Origin of the sequence: Marinobacter excellens LAMA 842 (assembly GCF_001574445.1) — a bacterium.
Classification (GTDB): domain Bacteria; phylum Pseudomonadota; class Gammaproteobacteria; order Pseudomonadales; family Oleiphilaceae; genus Marinobacter; species Marinobacter shengliensis.
Genome location: NZ_LOCO01000007.1, coordinates 138790 through 154867 on the forward strand (window position 1 = coordinate 138790; position 16078 = coordinate 154867).

Sequence of the window (16078 nt, forward strand, 5' to 3'; positions counted from 1 at the left end):
CAATGCCCCCGGGATTCAAGTTGGGGTCAGACCCCAAGACATTTCGCCCCTTCAAATGTGCTGGGGTCTGACCCCAAATTATTACTGCGGGCGGCGGTTGAAGATGCCGATGATGGGGGTGCCGTGGGCCCGAAGAACCGGTTCTATTTCGCGATGCAGTGCGTGGTAGCGGTAGAAGGGCACTCTGGGAAACAGATGGTGGATGGAATGCAGATTCTGCCCGAGCCAGAACCACTCAAGCGGCTTCATAGCGGTGGGCATGATCAGGCTGTTGGTGTTGCGGTAGCGCTTGGGCTCCTTGTAGGGCAGGTGCGGCCGGTAAGCAAACCAGTAGGCGGTGAAGGCGCCGCCAATCAAGTACCCCAGAAGCACAACCACTGCTCCTCCGCTCTGGCTGACCAGCGCCAGGAACACCACTCGCCAGCCGATGGATACCATCAGTTCTGTGCTGTAAATGGCCCGTTCTTTGCGGGATGCGTTGCCCCAATGTTGACGGGCGAAGAAGGTGTTCTGTACCCACAGGAACTTGAGCACCGTCAGCAGGGCGCTGAAGGGCCCCTTGCCCATGCCGCTGATGAGGAAGTCCGGGTCTTTATCTGGCTGGTTGGTGTAGCGGTGATGGGTGAAGTGCTCCAGCCGGTGAGATTGGTAGGGCACGGCAATCAGCGGCGCAACCAGATACCCGCACAGATGGTTGAGCCAGGTCAGCTGGTCGTGTTCACCGTGGATATTGTTGTGAACGGCCTCGTGCAGTGGGGTGTAGGAGAAATACGTCAACGCGCCGATCAGCAGGGTGGCGGCCCAAGCGGGTAGCAGCCCGGCGGCGAAAAGAGCCAGCGTAAGCGCAAAAGCCCCCACCGTGGCAAAGGTCAGCGCCACTGTGGGCCAGGCCACTTCCCCCATGTGTTTTTTTGCGGCGGCGATGGCCTGCTTGTTCAGGGTGGTCAGGTCTTCTGTCATCGGGCTCTCCGGTTGGTTCGCATAATGCCCACAGTAAACGCGCCGCGCCAGCTCAGACAGGGCAGCTTCGGCCAATCAACAGGCATAAATGGCCTTGGCACTCTGTGCGCTTGTCGGGTTTGCGACGGCGGGGCATACTCCCGGGCTATGTTTAACTCCGATACGCTTCTGCATCCCGTCACCATCAGCCAGGTCATGATCAATTTTGCCGCCCGGCAAGGTGTGGGTCGCCAGACCTGCTTGCTGGGTACCGGTATTGCTGAAGAAGACCTGCAGGTTGCGGATGGCCTGATTACCCGCGCCCAGGAAATGCGGCTGATCGAAAACGTAATTCTGGCGCTGCCAGACATGCCCGCTCTGGGGTTCCGGATTGGCCTGCAGTATAACGTGGCGACCTTCGGTATTTGGGGCTTCGCCTTGCGCACCAGCCGTACCTTGCGGGATGCCACTGCATTAGCCTTACGGTACCTGCCACTCAGCACCGCCTACTGCCAGATGTCCACGTTCGTGGAGGGTGATGACTTCGGCGTTGCGTTTGATGCTGACGATGTTCCCCGGCATTTGCGCCAGTTTTTGCTGGAGCGAGATCTGGCCACGGGGCTGAATCTGTTCAAAGAGCTGAGCCTGGCAGGGTTTGATGTGCAGGCGATCGAACTGAAAGGCGAGCCTTTGACCTATGCCTCCTGCCTTGAGGAGCTGAGCGGCGTGAGGTTGACGTTTCACAAGCCGCGCAATGCCTTGGTTATCCGGCGGGCCGATGCCGAACGGCCACTACCCACCTTCGACCCGCACCTGGTGCAAGTGCTTGATCATCAATGTCGTCAGCAACTTGAGCGGCGGCAATCTGGAGGCTTTGCCGGACAGGTGCGGCAGCAGTTACTCGGTCCACTGGGGCTGGTGGCATCGCTGGATGAGGTGGCAAGATCCCTGGCCATGTCTCCCCGCAGTCTCCGGCGCAAGCTGGACCAGGAGGGCACCAGTTTTCGCAAGCTGTTGGAAGAAGAGCGCCGCCAACTGGCGTTGCAGCTGCTCGAGAACAGCGCCATGAAACTGGACGAACTCGCCATCCACCTCGGCTACACAGACACCGCCAGTTTTACCCGAGCCTTCCGCCGCTGGATGAACTGCTCCCCCGGCGAATACCGCAAAGCCACCCCAAGAACGCCGGACTAAACCCATTTTTGGGGTCAGACCCCAAGACATTTCACCCCTCCAAATGTCCTGGGGTCTGACCCCAAAGGTTATTTCAGGGCCTGGTGGAGGTCTGCGATTAAATCCTGGGCGTCTTCCAGGCCTACGGACAGGCGCAGCATGCCGTCGCCGATGCCGCGTTTAAGGCGTTCTTCCCGACTCAGGCTGTGGTGGCTTGTGGCGCTGGGTTGGCTGACCAGGCTTTCGACTCCGCCAAGGCTGGTGGCCAGGAGGAAGACTTTCAGGGAATCCGCCACACGTTCGGCTGTTTGCTGGCCGCCTTCCACTTCAATGCTGAGCATGCCGCCGAAGCCGGTCATTTGTTGTTTGGCCAGTTCGTGGCCTTCGAAGGAGGGCAGGCCGGGGTAGTGGACTTTGGTGATTTTCGGGTGCTGTTCCATAGCGCGGGCCACCGCCATGGCGTTTTCGTTGTGCTGGCGGATTCGTACCGGCAGGGTTCGCAGGCTGCGGGAGAGCAGGGCGGCGGTTTCCGGGGCGATCAGTTGGCCGAGGTTTTTTCGCCAGGCGGCGACCGCTTTAGCCAGTTCGGCTGAAGTCATCAGAGCCCCGGCGGTGATGTCGCTGTGGCCACTCAGATATTTGCTGGCGCTGTGCAGTACCAGATCCGCCCCCAGTGCCAGCGGTTGCTGATTGATGGGGCTGGCGAAGGTGTTGTCCACCGCCACCAGGGCACCGCGGCGGTGGGCGATTTCGGCAATGGCGCGAATATCCAGGAGCGCCAGGTTCGGGTTGGCGGGTGTCTCGAAATACACCAGCTTGCCCGGCACATCCAAACGGTTTTCCAGCTGCGCCAGCTCTTCCCTGAACAGGAATTGCACATCAATACCCAGCGCCATGCAGTGGTTTTTCAGCAACTCCTGAGTGCCACCGTACAAATCACCCACGCACACAATGCCCCTGCGGCCATGGGTCAGAACAGTCGCAGAGATAGCCGCCATGCCAGAAGCGAACGCCAGTGCCGCTTCAGCATTCTCCAGCCCGGCCAGGCCCTGTTCCAACTCATTGATGCTTGGGTTGGTGCCCCAGCGGGTGTACAGGTTGCCTTCCGTGCGCTTCTCAATCACATCCAGCAAGGCTGCCGTGTTCTCGAACCGGTAAGTGGTGGTGTTGTACACCGGCGAGTAAGGGCTGCCGAACGCATCCTTGTGGCGGCGGTTGTGAATGATGCGGGTGGCGGGGCCTGGGTTATCTGGCTTCGTCATGGGCGGTCCTGTCTAATTTGGGGTCAGACCCCGGTACTCAGATACCGCCACACATTACATTTAGCCGGTCAAAATGTCTTGGGGTCTGACCCCAAAAATTGGAGGGGGAGGTAGTTGAAGCCGCCGGTGGGGAACATGGCCCGCTCAGGGGCGTCGCTACCGACCACTTCGATGCCAGTAATCTGCTTCAGCAGTTCTTCCATGAAAATTCTCAGTTCCATCCTCGCCAGCGGTGCTCCGGGGCAGATGTGGATGCCGGCACCGTAGAGCAGATTCTTCGGGGCGTTCTGGTGCGGGCAGAAGTTGTCGGGGGCGCCGAAGGTGTCTTCATCCCGGTTGGCCGAGGCCCACAGCAGGGTGATCTTTTCGCCAGCTGGAATGTGGCGGCCGCCGATCTCCACGTCGCGGGTGGTGATGCGCCGGTTGGAGATCAGCGGGGCATCCATCCTCAGGATTTCGTCGATGGCGTCGGCGAGCTGGCCGGGCGCGGCCTTGAGATCGTTGAACAGGGCCGGGTGGTGGGCCAGGTAGTTGGTCAGGATGGAGATGCTGGCAGAGATCGTGGCCAGCTCGCCTACGGTCCAGTTGCGTAACAGGCTGACTAATTCCTCGTCGGTCATGGGTTTGCCATTGACCTGTTCTTGCATCAGCTGAGTCGTTACGTCATCCGGTGCCTGCTCGCCAGCCTGGCGTCGGCTATCCAGCAAATCACGGATGTAGCCGTCGAATTCTTCGGCCACTTCGGTCATGGCAGCGCGGTCCCGGGCCAGCGTTGCCCGGTGGTTCTTCATTACCCACTCCGCCAATGGCTGGTGAAGGCTGTCGGGCCAGCCCATAAAGGCGCACTGGATTTTCAGGGCGAATGGGCGGCTGAGGGCTTCGACCACATCCACCGGCTGGTTCTTTTGCAGATCATTGACGAGCCTCCGGGCGACGTCCCGGCATTGAGGCTCAAAATGGGCCATGGGTTCCGGGGCGAAGTACGGCTCAATGGTTTTGCGGTAGGGGGTATGCTCGGGTGGATCCATACCGTTGGGCACGGAAAGATGCGCAGAGACGGCATTGCTGAAGGTGTCGTGGTCTTCCAGAACACGCATCACATCGGCGTGGCGGAACAGCGTCCACTGCTGGTAGTCACTCCAGGCGACCGGGCAGGTCTGGCGCATGTCATCGTAGGCCCGGATCTGATTCTGCTGGACGTCTTTGGCTCTGGGGTCCCAGTCCTGGTGACGCTGTTCTGCCATACGGCCTCCTTGGATTATTCGGTTAGCTTGGTGGAAGCCTAACACCGGAGGCCGTCGAGCCTTTGGAGAAATATCAAGTGCTGATATTTGTAAAGGAAATTGCTTATGCTTTTCGGGTAACGCTGACAACTTTCAGGTGAATCGGCTTGCGGCCTTTCATTGGCCATTCAATGCTGTCGCCAATGCTCAGGCCCAGCATGGCGGCACCGGCCGGGGCCAGGATAGACACCTTGTGGTCCGCGTCACCCACTTCGTGGGGGTATACCAGCATCATCTCGTGTTCTTTGCCGGCGTCTTCGTCTACAAATCGCACCATTGAGTTCATGGTAACCACGCCCTCGGGCATCTCTGCCAGCGGCTTGAGGTCTGCACGGCTCAGTTCTTCCTCCAGGCCATCAGCCACTTCGGATTTGCCGGCCATGCGCTCCAGCAGGGTGCTGAGGCGGTTGTAATCTTCTTCGGCAACAGTAATCGCAGGTAAATCAGACATAGTAATCTCCGGAAAAAGGTTCAGGTATGTTTGGTTAAGTGCTGAATCCGGGGAGGTGTTGGGGGGGATTCAGCGAAATCAGAGACGGACAGAAGCCCTGCCGGTGTTCACAAGAGAAGACCGCAGTGCCGGAGGGAATGTGTGAATGCTGGTGCTTGGTTTGTTCACGATGAACTCATCACACGGGAATAGACAATAATCTGAAATCTACCCGCTGTGTCTGAAAAGAGCAACGTGCAATTGAGGCCCGGCCGGTTTATACGGATGGCCGGGCCCTGAGCCAGGTGGGGTTATTTTGGCAGGCAGTTGGTAACCGCGTCGGCGATGCTGTACTGGAAGTTGATGTAGCCTTCCACATTGCTTTCAATATCGGTGGCCAGCGGGTCCCAGGTGCTGAAGGTGACATCCAGGCCATCGGTGATGGAGCGCCACCACTGCCGGTTGAACTGGGGTTCCGTGAGCAGACAGGGCTGGTTGGCTTGCTGCAGCTTGCGTTGAACTTCGGCGATATGCCTGGCACCGGGGGACAATTCCGGGTTCAGGGTCAGTACGCCGTCCAGAGTCAGGCCGTAATGCTCAGCAAAACGGGTGAAGGCGTCGTGGTAGGCGAACAGGCTGATATTCTTTGCGCCGCTGAGTCGCGCGCGAATGTCCTGCTCAGCCTTGGCCAGGCTTTCTTCAAACCGCGCCAGGTTGGCATCAAGTTGGTCGGCACTCATGCCGTCCAGAGTGGCTAGCCTGGTACGAACGTCTTTTGCCATCTCCAGTGCCAGCGCAGGATCAATCCAGATGTGGGGGTCTTCGCCGTCGCCATGGTCATGGTGGTGATGATGGGCATGCGCGTCTTCCTGGTGGCCATGATCGTCATGATGATCGTGGTGGCCGTGGTGATCATCATGATGGTCGTGATGATCCTCTTCCTTATCGGTTTCAGGTCCTTCCATGAAGGCCATGGCGCGATCCTGGAATTCCCGACCGCTCAGCAGCCGGTTCAGGAAAGTTTCCATCTCCGGTCCTACCCAGAAAATCACATCGGACTGCTCCAGAGCCCTGCGCTGGGACGGTTTCATGGTGTAGTTGTGGGGGCTTGAGCCCGCGGGCACCAGGGTGGTTACCTTGGCGTCGTCACCGGCCACCGCCTTGACGATCAGTTCCAGTGGTTTGATGGAGGTGACAATGTTGGCTGCTGCGACTGGAGTCGAGGCAACCAGGGCACTCAGCCCGAGTGCAAGGTAAGACGCTTTGATCTGCATGGTGAAGGACTGTCCTGATGGGTTTTGCGATACGTTATAATATTACACTTCAGGTGCGTGGTGCAAAACCGGATCATGCGAAAACCAGCCATGGCCGCTATAATGCCGGCTTTATTCACTGGTCAGTTATTTTCAGGATGGTTTCATGACTGTACGCACCCGAATTGCCCCGTCGCCCACTGGCGACCCCCACGTTGGTACCGCCTACGTGGCCCTGTTTAATCTGTGCTTTGCTCGCCAGCACGGTGGTCAATTCATTCTGCGCATTGAAGATACCGACCAGGCCCGCAGCACGGCCGAATCCGAGCAGGATATTCTCAAGGCGCTGCGCTGGCTGGGTCTGAACTGGGATGAGGGCCCCGATGTGGGTGGCCCACACGGCCCCTATCGCCAGTCTGAGCGTAAGCACATGTACGGTCAGTACGCGGAAGACCTGGTGACGGCCGGCCACGCTTTCTATTGCTTCCGCACCCCGGAAGAGCTGGATGCCATTCGCGAAGAGCGAAAGGCCCAGGGGCTTAACCCGGGCATCAAAGGTGACCTGGAGCTGCCCCAGGAAGAAGTGAAGCGCCGCCTGGATGCTGGTGATCCGTACGTTATCCGCATGAAAGTGCCGGATGAAGGCGTGTGCGAGATCCAGGATATGCTCCGGGGCACCATCGAGATCGACTGGGCCCAGGTGGATTGCCAGATTCTGCTGAAATCCGACGGCATGCCTACGTACCATCTAGCCAACGTGGTGGATGACCACCTGATGGGCATTACCCATGTGCTGCGCGGCGAGGAGTGGATTAACTCTGCGCCCAAGCACAAGCTGCTGTACCAGTACTTTGGCTGGGATATGCCGGAGCTGTGCCACTTGCCGCTGCTGCGTAACCCGGACAAGAGCAAGTTGTCGAAGCGCAAGAACCCCACCAGCATCAACTTCTATGAGCGCATGGGCTTTCTGCCGGAGGCGGTCACCAACTATCTGGGCCGGATGGGCTGGTCCATGCCGGATGAGCGTGAGAAGTTCACCCTGGATGAGATGATCGAGAACTTCGACATCCAGCGGGTATCCCTCGGCGGTCCTGTGTTTGATGTGGAAAAGCTGCGTTGGCTGAACGGCCAGTGGATTCGTGACGAGCTGAGCGACGAGCAGTTCATGGAGCGCATGCACCAGTGGTGGTTCAATCGCGACGACCTGCAAGCGCTGGTGCCGCATATCAAGGGCAGGGCAGAGGTGTTCTCTGATGTAGCGCCCATGGCCCAGTTTATGTTCAGCGGCATGCTGAACCTGAAGCCAGAAGACTTTGCCCATAACAAGCTGGATGAAAGCCAGGTCAAGCGGGTGCTACAGTTCGCCCTGTGGAAGCTGGAGGCCCAGCGCCACTGGAGCAAGGACACCATCTTTGCTGACATCAAGGCCCTGGCGAAAGCCCTGGAACTCAAGATGGGGGATTTCATGTTCCCGATCTTCGTGGCCATTGCGGGAACCCCGAATTCCTGGTCGGTGATGGACTCCATGGCCCTGCTTGGCCCGGACATGACCCGCTCCCGTTTGCGCCATGCACTGGATGTGATGGGCGGCTTTTCCAAGAAAGAAACCAAGAAAGTTGAGAAGGAATACGCCGCCCTGGGCATTTGATGAGCGGTTTGTTGGTTAATTGAACGACGCGAACAGGGATGTTCAAAAAACTTTAAAAAAAGCGGAATCGGGTGTTGACGCCCCAAGGGCGGATCCTTAATATACGCATCCGTTGAGGGGCCATAGCTCAGCTGGGAGAGCGCAACACTGGCAGTGTTGAGGTCAGCGGTTCGATCCCGCTTGGCTCCACCAATTTCTAGTCCCCTTCGTCTAGTGGCCTAGGACTCCGCCCTTTCACGGCGGCAACAGGGGTTCGAACCCCCTAGGGGACGCCAATTCGGCTTGACGGTTTAGTCCACCGGATAGCCATAAAAAAACCGCCTTCGGGCGGTTTTTTTGTTTCCGGGTCTTGAAGGGTCTGTCCCCGCATGGGGACTGACCCACCTTTGCCCGTCTTGAGCACCACACCAGAACCCATGGGATAAGCAGACCGCCGCCGGCAGAAGGGTGGGGTCAGTCCCGCAGGGACAGACCCCTTTGTAGCCTTCAGGTTTGGTGCCATAAAAAGAGTCAGTCCCCATGGGGGGACTGACCCCTGAAAACCCATTGGTTCTGATGTGATGCTCAAGACGGGCAAAGGTGGGTCAGACCCCGTTCGGGGTCAGACCCGGTTGGCAATCGCCCCCTTACCAACCCCCTCATAAGCCTTCACCCGAATCTCGTCTTCCGGAAACTCTGCCTTGAGTTTGTCGGCGATGTGGGCAGCAATGAGTTCCACGGTGGTGTCGGTGTCGAGCATGTAGACGCGGCTTTCCGGCAGGGTTAGGGCGAATTCGCCCTGGTTGGCTTCGTATTCGAAGGTGATGTAGCCCACGCCGTCTTCGCCAACAAAGCGCCGGGTCACGTCTTCTTCGGTGCCAACATAGATATCCTTCCACAACCTGGCCCAACGGTTTTCCAGGTCGTAGTCCCGGTGGCCGTTACGGTCTATGCGGATGGGGGATCGGTGGCCGTGGGCAATGCGCTGGCAGTTGCCCAGGTGCTTCTTCAGGCCGTGTACGTAGTGGTAGTATGCGCCTTCGATCACATCTTCCCTCAGGTTGATTTCAACCGACGTAACGTTGCCAGGCAGAACGGCTTTCAGTTCTTTTTCCAGCAGGGCCGCCACGGCAGACGGTACTACCCGGTCAGATGACAGCCACACCACGGCTTCGTCGGGGGAGCGATGTTGTATGCGGCTGCCATCGGTCAGGTTCCAAATGAAAGCATCTGGTGTCTCTTCGTCCCAATTCAGGCCTTCATAGCCACGTGGAATCACCAATCGGTGATCGACCCGTTCATCGATTACCCGCTTGATGGTGCGTTTTACCAGGCTGAAATCGAACACCATACCCTGGTCGTCCAGTTCACCGCCCAGGACTACGTCTGTAATCCAGCTTTCACCCACAAGGCCCCGAGCTGGGTCCAGGTAGGCAAAGTCAATCACGGTGATGTTGTCGACAAAGAGGTGGTTCATGGGTGGTCCGGCTGATTTGGTTGCATGGTGGCGGAATTCTAGCAAAAATCGGGTGATTCAGCAGTTTACTGCGGCTTGCCTGGATTCCCGCATACCAAGGAGAACGATATCTTAACCAGCAACGATGTTTCCCACGATCAGCAGTTTCCGGCATTGGTGCTGGCCGCTGGGCGAGCCTCACGGATGGGGTGCACGAAGCAACTCCTGATGCTGCCGGGTGGTGAATCGTTGTTGTCCAGGGCCGTTGGGCAGGCTCGGTTGTTGTCCCGACAGGTCAGGGTAGTGGCCGGTTGTGGTTACCCCCTGGTTAGATACCGCTGCGCGCTGCAGCCGGGCGCCTGGATCTATCATCCGGATTGGTCGCAAGGACTGGCCGGATCACTGGCGGCGGGTATCCATCAACTGGGGCGGCAGGCTCTGGGTGTGTTTGTGGTCTTGGCAGATCAGCCGCTGCTGGCGCCCGAAGGGTTGAAACAGCTGGCAGCGCAGGCCCGCGCTGAGCCCGAGCGGCCATGGGGAGCGAGTTACGGGGATCGTGTGGGGGTGCCTGCCTGGATACCCCGTTCATTGTGGCCGCAAGTGGTGGCTCTGACGGGGGACGCCGGGGCGGGGCGGGTACTGAATCGTTCAGGCGCTGGAGCCATTGATATTGCCGGGGTGCAACCGGATGTTGACACCCCGGAAAGTTGGCAGGAAGTCAGGCGGTTATTAGCCGAACAAACCTGACAGCCAGGCAATACCCACAGTGAATATGCCAAGGCTGACCGCCAGTCCCAGCGTGTAGATGCGGGAGTTGGCAGAGCGCTGTTGCGATACATACAGATCAATGGTGCGCTGGGCAATGTCTTCGGCGGTTTCACGGGAGATTTCGTGGGCCTGCTGAATGGCCTCAGACTGCAGGGTCTGCCAGAACTCGGTGTCGATGGTCTGAACGCTGGTGATGTGGTCTTTCAGCTCTGCCATGTGCTCAGCGGTGAAGCCGGCGTTTTTCGACAGTTCCTTCTTCAGCCGGGCCAGTTCCTGGCTCAGGCTCAGGTTGACCTCGGCGGCAACGTCATCCCGAAGGTTGCGGGTGCGGTCATCCAGCAGCTTGGTGAGTTCGTTCAGCCGTTCTTCAATGGCCGCGTCCTGTTTGCTCCGATTCTCGTCCAGGGCCCGCTTCAGGTGGTCAAACTGCTCGTCAAACAGGTCACTGAGCAGTTCGTGCAGGCGGTTGTTGATGTGGGTTTTTACCGCAGAACGGGCAATCTGCTCGATCAAATCGCTGGTCAGTGGCACCACGTTCGGGGTGGTATGTCCGTTAGCGCCGAGTTCGCCTTTCGGTGACATCTCCACTGAGGCATCTGTGGGTATGTGCAACAGTTCGTCTTCAGTATCCGGCAATTCGGCGTCGTTTGCGGTGGTAACCGTGGGCGGCAGTGTTCCCTGTTCCACGTCACTGGCCAACTGGTCCAGAACCAGGCTGAGGCCATCGGTTTGCGGGGGTTTGGTCAGGATGTTGTACACCCCGAAATTGCGGGCCTCTTCCACAAACGAGGAGGACTTCTTCGAGGTGCACATGATGATGGGGATGCCGGCGGTATCCGGGTTCCCCTTGATGGCTTTGGTGGCCTCAACGCCGTTCATGCCGGGCATCAGGTGGTCCATAAAGATCACGTCCGGGCGATCATGGCTTTTCAGGAAGTCCAGTGCTTCCTCGGCAGAGCCCGCCATGTTTACTTCCATGTCCCGACCCTCAAGCAGTTTGCTGAGCGCAAATCTTGCTACTTTAGAGTCGTCCACCAGCAGAGCGTTTTTGATTGCCATGTCACTACCTCAACCTGTTACTGCAAACACGTGGTTACTGCGGCCGGGTGGTTACCAGCCTTCCAGTTGCGGGCATTGCGTTGCCCGATAACTCTTGTCCCGATAACACACACCGGGTTCTGTGGTGCGGGCGGTAAAGACTTCGCCAGCCGCAGTGGTCAGGCGCACCTGTCCGTAGGGTTCGCCATGCCGGAACGTAGCTTCTATCGAACTGCCGTTCGGGTTGCGCAGCAGGCCCCTTCCATGGAATCTGCCTTCTATGTACTGGCCGTCGTACTTCTTGCCGTCGGCAAACACTTCTGAGCCCTTGCCATGGAATTCGCCGTTGGAGAATTCGCCCTCATAGGAGCGGCCGTCCGGGTAGGTCAGGGCGCCCTGGCCATGGAATTCGTCGTTGCGGAAGCCACCAACGTAAAGCATGCCATCAGCAGTGGTGAGCGAGCCATGTCCATTCATGCGGCCGCGGCTCCAGTTGCCGGTGAGGATGTCGCCGTTGTCCAGGGTCAGGGTGCCTTTGCCGTGGAACTGATCCCGTTCGAACTGACCGGTATAGGCGGAGCCATCAGCGCTGCGCCATTGGCCTTCACCGTGGCGCTCGCCATTGTCCCAGTCGCCTTCGTAACGGCTGCCGTCGGGGTACCAGGCCTTACCGGTGCCGTGGAACTTGCCGTCCACAAAGTGTCCTTCGTAGCGAAGGCCGGCCTCATCCTGCCAGGTGCCGTCGCCGGTTCTTACGCCACCAACCCATTCGCCGTTGCGATAATTGACCGTGGTGTAGGTTTCCAGGCGGCCCACCAGTGTCAGCTCCTGGCCTGCGGTCAGTGCAACGGTGTCGGTCCAGGGTTGGTAACCGGGTTTTTCGATGGTTACGTCATAGCGCCCAGGCTTCAGTTCCAGATCAAGCCGGGTGGCGCCATAAGTCTTGCCGTTAATCGTGACCTGGTCGCCCACCACATTGGAGCGCAAGACCAGTTTGCCAGTGCTCGGTGGCGGCGGCTCTTTTGCCTGTTCCGGGGTTGATTGCTGAACCGGGCGTTCAGCCAGAGGAGTGTCCAGCCGGGTGTTGATGGCTGAAACCGGCTCTGCCACGGCAACCATCTCCGGCTGTTCCGGCATGGGGGGCAGGGTGAAGGGTGTGGCGCTGGCGGTTTCAGATACCGGTTGCGAGGGCTGTTCGGGTTCCGGTAAGGCAGGTGCCGGCGCTGGCCGTGGCTCTGGTGCCAAGACCGGCTCCGCCGCCGCGGCTATGGTTTCGGTCACGCCGGGAACGGTTACCTCGGGCACGTCTTTTCTAACCGAGGCAAAGCCGGCGGTAACCAGGAGCATTAACGCAAGGGCGTTTACGAACAGTAGTGGTCTGAAATCGACCATGACGAAACCTCGTGATCCAAACTTACCGGATACTTTCTTATGGTTTCATCTTACCCACTGTCTGCAACGTTATGTAACAGAAAGTGTCTGAAGTTAGCCAGAATGCTGGCCAAATCACATTTTGTCCGGAAGCTGGTCATGATTGAGCTGCTCCCAGGACTTCATGTACACATCGGCTTCGTATTGATACGGTGACCGAAATGGCGTCAGCACGAAATCGAAAACCAGGAAGAAAGAACCGATCGACAGCCAGGCAATGGTCAAGGTGCTGATGGTGGTGGCCTGTTGTTCAGGGTTCGAATTCACAAACCCTTGCAGCAGGGGGATCATATCCGACGCCATCACCACCGGATTAAAACTGGACAGAACGAACGGTAGCCAGAAAGCGATGAAAATCGGGAAGAACCCGAACGACCATAGCAGGCGGCGCAGCAGGTAAATGGCAACTTCTCGCCAGAAGCGCTGTCTTATTTCCGGTACCTTGCGGATTCGCTCCAGGTACTGGCGTCTTTCCGCCCACCAGGCGGCTACTTCCGGGGCGTCGATATGCTTGGGGGTGCGGTCTGTCATAATGCGGCAGGCTACCTTGTTGAGTCCGTTCCGTGCATCATATCTGATACTACGTGTTACCCTGTAATTCTCCAATTGTTCAATACACAGGATTGTCTTAATGGCTGCAGCGACCGATAACGCAATTCACCCGGCCTTCGAGAAACTTCGCAGTCACCGGATCAACACGCTGAACCTTGAGGTTGAGGAATATCGCCATAAGAAAACCGGCGCCCGCCACCTTCACCTGGCGGCGGACAACGACGAGAACGTCTTTTTTGTGGCGCTGCGTACCTTCCCGATGGATTCCACCGGGGTGGCTCATATTCTTGAGCACACGGCGCTGTGTGGTAGCGAACGTTATCCGGTCCGCGATCCGTTTTTCATGATGATCCGGCGTTCTTTGAACACCTTTATGAACGCCTTCACCAGCAGCGACTGGACCGCCTATCCGTTTGCCAGCATGAACCGCAAGGACTTTGACAACCTGCTGTCGGTGTACCTGGATTCGGTGTTTTTCTCAAAGCTGGACCCGCTGGATTTTGCCCAGGAAGGCCATCGTCTGGAATTCGACAAACCGGACGACCCAAGCAGCGACCTGGTATACCGCGGCGTGGTCTACAACGAGATGAAAGGTGCCATGAGTGCGCCTACCTCCCAGTTGTGGCAGAACCTCACCAGCCACCTGTTCCCGACCACCACCTACCACTACAACAGTGGCGGTGAGCCGGATCATATTGTTGATCTGACCTACGATGACCTGGTGAAGTTCTATAAGCATCATTACCACCCGAGCAACGCCATTTTTGCTACCTATGGCAATATTCCCGCCCGGGAGCACCATGAAAAGTTCGAGGAGCTGGCGCTCAAGCGGTTTGATCGGCTGGAAATCGAGCTGCCGGTACACGACGAGAAGCGCATGTTCGCGCCGCTGCGGGTAGAGCAGGGCTATGCGGTCAATGACGGCGAAGGCACAGAGAACAAAACACACATTGTGATGGGCTGGTTGCTGGGCCACAGCTTTGACCTGCAGGAAAACCTGGAAGGCCAGTTGTTGTCTGCCGTATTGCTGGAAAACAGTGCCTCGCCGCTGATGCGGGCCCTGGAAACTACCGGTATTGGCCACGCGCCGTCACCCATGTGTGGCCTGGAAGATTCCAACCGGGAAATGACCTTTGTTTGCGGCATTGAAGGTAGCGAGCCAGAGAAACGCGCAGATCTGGAGACCCTGGTAGAAACCACGTTGCAGAACGTGGTGGAAGAGGGCATCAGCCAGGATCGCCTGGAGGCCATTCTTCACCAGCTGGAACTGCATCAGCGCGAGATTGCCGGTGACAGCTTCCCCTACGGTTTGCAGCTGATCATGAGCGCCATTGCGCCGATGGTGCACGGCGGTGACCCGGTGGAGCTGCTGGATCTGGAGCCGGTGCTGGCCACCCTGCGTGAGAAAATCAAAGATCCGGACTACGTGCCGGGCCTGATTCGCCGCAAGCTGCTGGATAACCCTCACCGGGTGACCCTGACCCTGCGCCCGGATGAAAAGCTGGAGAGTCATCACCAGCAGGCCATCCGTGAAGCGCTGGCACGCCGTAAGGCCAGCCTGACTGAGGAAGAGGTGAAGGCAATTGTGGAGCGTGCCCAGGCTCTGGAACAACGCCAGTTGCGTAAAGATGACGATTCCATTCTGCCAAAGGTTGGCCTGGACGATGTACCTTTGCAGATGCCCGAGCCAGAGGGCAGCTATGATGCCGACATCGGAGCAACCGTGTATTCCCGGGGCACCAATGGCCTGGTGTACCAGCAGGTTGTATTGCCGGTACCGGCGTTGTCGGAGCAGGAGCTGTTGCTGCTGCCTTACTACACCACCCTCGTTTCCGAAGTGGGTTGTGGTGAACTGGATTACCTGCAGATGCAAGACAGGATTTCCGCGGAATCCGGCGGCATTGGTGCCTCATTCAGCGCCAAGGGGCGTATTGATGATGTCCAGGACGTGTCCGGCTACCTGATTTTCAGCGGCAAGGCCCTGGCCCGCAACAGCAAGGCCCTTACCCAGTTACTGAAGGATGTATACACCGGCGTCCGGTTTGATGAGAAAGAGCGTATCCGCGAGATTATTGCGCAGGTGCGGGCGCGCCGTGAGCAGGCCGTGACTGGCAGTGGCCACGCTCTGGCCATGGGCGCTGCGGCTCAAGGGTTGAGTGCCGGCTCCTGGCTGACCTTCCGTTTGGGTGGCCTGGCGGGTATCCGTGGCACCAAAGAGCTGGATAAATCCCTGAAGGATGACCAAGCCCTGGCTGAATTCTGTGCCAGCCTGGCGGCGCTGCACGACAAAATCCGCAACCAGCACCGGCAGTTCCTGTTGATTGGCGAGGATGGCCAGTTGGCGCCTATGCTGGATGACCTCAAATCCTGCTGGCAGGGTGATTCCGGCCGGACGGGCGATGCCTGGGCCATGGCACCGGTCAATTACAGCACCCGTGAGGCCTGGTTGACGTCAACGCAGGTGAATTTCTGTGCCAAGGCCTACAGCACCGTTGCGGTGGACCATCCGGATGCTGCCGCGCTGACGGTTCTGGGAGGTTTCCTGCGCAATGGCTTCCTGCATCGTGCTATCCGGGAAAAGGGCGGTGCCTATGGTGGCGGTGCCGGCCAGGACAGTGTCAATGGCGTATTCCGTTTCTTCTCGTACCGAGACCCGAGGCTGGCGGAAACCCTTGATGACTTCGACGGTGCTCTGAACTGGCTGCGCATGGAAAACCACGACGCCCAGTCCCTTGAAGAGGCCATCCTTGGTGTTATCGGCCAGTTGGACCGCCCGCGGTCACCCGCCGGTGCCGCTCGCCACGCGTTCCATAACAAGCTGTTTGGCCGCACGCCGGAGCAGCGCGCCCGGTTCCGGGAGCGAGTG

Annotated in this window: 13 protein-coding genes and 2 tRNA genes; 6 read left to right on the top strand and 9 right to left on the bottom strand. The window is 58.5% G+C overall.

Annotated features, from left to right (window positions below; translation table 11 throughout):
- Positions 1-81: 81 nt before the first annotated feature.
- Positions 82-960, bottom strand: coding sequence for a fatty acid desaturase family protein (locus J122_RS08705; protein ID WP_061331881.1), 879 nt, complete (start codon positions 958-960; stop codon positions 82-84).
- Between the two features lie 147 nt (positions 961-1107).
- Between J122_RS08705 and J122_RS08710 the strand changes: the two genes are divergently transcribed.
- Entirely contained in the window at positions 1108-2133 is a 1026-nt protein-coding gene (locus J122_RS08710) for an AraC family transcriptional regulator (RefSeq protein ID WP_061331882.1), read from the top strand.
- Positions 2134-2201: 68 nt separating this feature from the next.
- Here J122_RS08710 and J122_RS08715 read toward each other — a convergent pair whose 3' ends face one another.
- From J122_RS08715 to J122_RS08730, 4 genes are all read right to left on the bottom strand, one after another.
- Entirely contained in the window at positions 2202-3374 is a 1173-nt protein-coding gene (locus tag J122_RS08715; RefSeq protein WP_061331883.1) for a trans-sulfuration enzyme family protein, read from the bottom strand.
- 68 nt (positions 3375-3442) lie between these two features.
- Positions 3443-4618: a cytochrome P450 gene (locus tag J122_RS08720; RefSeq protein WP_061331884.1), complete on the bottom strand. Its 1176-nt coding sequence runs from the start codon at positions 4616-4618 to the stop codon at positions 3443-3445.
- A gap of 103 nt (positions 4619-4721) precedes the next feature.
- A complete protein-coding gene (rnk, locus tag J122_RS08725; protein ID WP_058090393.1) occupies positions 4722-5108 on the bottom strand; it encodes a nucleoside diphosphate kinase regulator in 387 nt (128 codons plus the stop codon).
- 290 nt (positions 5109-5398) lie between these two features.
- Positions 5399-6361, bottom strand: a complete 963-nt coding sequence (locus J122_RS08730) for a zinc ABC transporter substrate-binding protein (RefSeq protein WP_061331885.1) — start codon at positions 6359-6361, stop codon at positions 5399-5401.
- A gap of 145 nt (positions 6362-6506) precedes the next feature.
- Here J122_RS08730 and gltX point away from each other — a divergent pair, with 145 nt between their 5' ends.
- The 3 genes from gltX to J122_RS08745 all read left to right on the top strand — a co-directional run bounded on the left by gltX (position 6507) and on the right by J122_RS08745 (position 8263).
- Positions 6507-7988 (top strand): glutamate--tRNA ligase, encoded by a 1482-nt coding sequence (gltX, locus tag J122_RS08735; RefSeq protein ID WP_061331886.1) that lies wholly within the window; start codon positions 6507-6509, stop codon positions 7986-7988.
- A 116-nt stretch (positions 7989-8104) separates the two neighbouring features.
- Positions 8105-8180: transfer RNA gene (locus J122_RS08740), tRNA-Ala, on the top strand.
- Between the two features lie 7 nt (positions 8181-8187).
- Positions 8188-8263 (top strand) — tRNA-Glu (locus tag J122_RS08745).
- A gap of 326 nt (positions 8264-8589) precedes the next feature.
- Here the strand turns inward: J122_RS08745 and J122_RS08750 are convergent.
- The gene (locus tag J122_RS08750) at positions 8590-9444 is read right to left on the bottom strand and encodes a 6-pyruvoyl trahydropterin synthase family protein (RefSeq protein WP_061331887.1); all 855 of its coding nucleotides are present in this window, start codon (positions 9442-9444) and stop codon (positions 8590-8592) included.
- Between the two features lie 183 nt (positions 9445-9627).
- On the opposite strand from J122_RS08750, the gene J122_RS08755 reads away from it, so the two are divergent.
- Positions 9628-10170 carry an NTP transferase domain-containing protein gene (locus J122_RS08755; protein ID WP_082780543.1) on the top strand — a complete coding sequence of 181 codons (543 nt, stop codon included), beginning with the start codon at positions 9628-9630 and terminating at the stop codon, positions 10168-10170.
- Here the strand turns inward: J122_RS08755 and J122_RS08760 are convergent.
- From J122_RS08760 to J122_RS08770, 3 genes are all read right to left on the bottom strand, one after another.
- Positions 10153-11250, bottom strand: a complete 1098-nt coding sequence (locus tag J122_RS08760; RefSeq protein ID WP_061331889.1) for a response regulator — start codon at positions 11248-11250, stop codon at positions 10153-10155. The genes J122_RS08755 and J122_RS08760 overlap by 18 nt on opposite strands.
- Before the next feature lie 51 nt (positions 11251-11301).
- Positions 11302-12621, bottom strand: coding sequence for a PEGA domain-containing protein (locus J122_RS08765; protein WP_061331890.1), 1320 nt, complete (start codon positions 12619-12621; stop codon positions 11302-11304).
- A gap of 114 nt (positions 12622-12735) precedes the next feature.
- Entirely contained in the window at positions 12736-13191 is a 456-nt protein-coding gene (locus tag J122_RS08770; protein WP_061331891.1) for a hypothetical protein, read from the bottom strand.
- A 100-nt stretch (positions 13192-13291) separates the two neighbouring features.
- On the opposite strand from J122_RS08770, the gene J122_RS08775 reads away from it, so the two are divergent.
- Positions 13292-16078, top strand: a 2787-nt coding sequence (locus J122_RS08775) for an insulinase family protein (protein ID WP_061331892.1), incomplete at its 3' end; no start/stop codon positions are given.

Coding starts and splice junctions, on each gene's coding strand:
- J122_RS08720 (WP_061331884.1), bottom strand. CDS start 4,618: ATGGCAGAACAGCGTCACCAGGACTGGGACCCCAGAGCCAAAGACGTC.
- J122_RS08770 (WP_061331891.1), bottom strand. CDS start 13,191: ATGACAGACCGCACCCCCAAGCATATCGACGCCCCGGAAGTAGCCGCC.
- J122_RS08765 (WP_061331890.1), bottom strand. CDS start 12,621: ATGGTCGATTTCAGACCACTACTGTTCGTAAACGCCCTTGCGTTAATG.
- J122_RS08705 (WP_061331881.1), bottom strand. CDS start 960: ATGACAGAAGACCTGACCACCCTGAACAAGCAGGCCATCGCCGCCGCA.
- J122_RS08750 (WP_061331887.1), bottom strand. CDS start 9,444: ATGAACCACCTCTTTGTCGACAACATCACCGTGATTGACTTTGCCTAC.
- J122_RS08730 (WP_061331885.1), bottom strand. CDS start 6,361: ATGCAGATCAAAGCGTCTTACCTTGCACTCGGGCTGAGTGCCCTGGTT.
- J122_RS08755 (WP_082780543.1), top strand. CDS start 9,628: ATGGGGTGCACGAAGCAACTCCTGATGCTGCCGGGTGGTGAATCGTTG.
- J122_RS08715 (WP_061331883.1), bottom strand. CDS start 3,374: ATGACGAAGCCAGATAACCCAGGCCCCGCCACCCGCATCATTCACAAC.
- gltX (WP_061331886.1), top strand. CDS start 6,507: ATGACTGTACGCACCCGAATTGCCCCGTCGCCCACTGGCGACCCCCAC.
- J122_RS08710 (WP_061331882.1), top strand. CDS start 1,108: ATGTTTAACTCCGATACGCTTCTGCATCCCGTCACCATCAGCCAGGTC.
- J122_RS08760 (WP_061331889.1), bottom strand. CDS start 11,250: ATGGCAATCAAAAACGCTCTGCTGGTGGACGACTCTAAAGTAGCAAGA.
- rnk (WP_058090393.1), bottom strand. CDS start 5,108: ATGTCTGATTTACCTGCGATTACTGTTGCCGAAGAAGATTACAACCGC.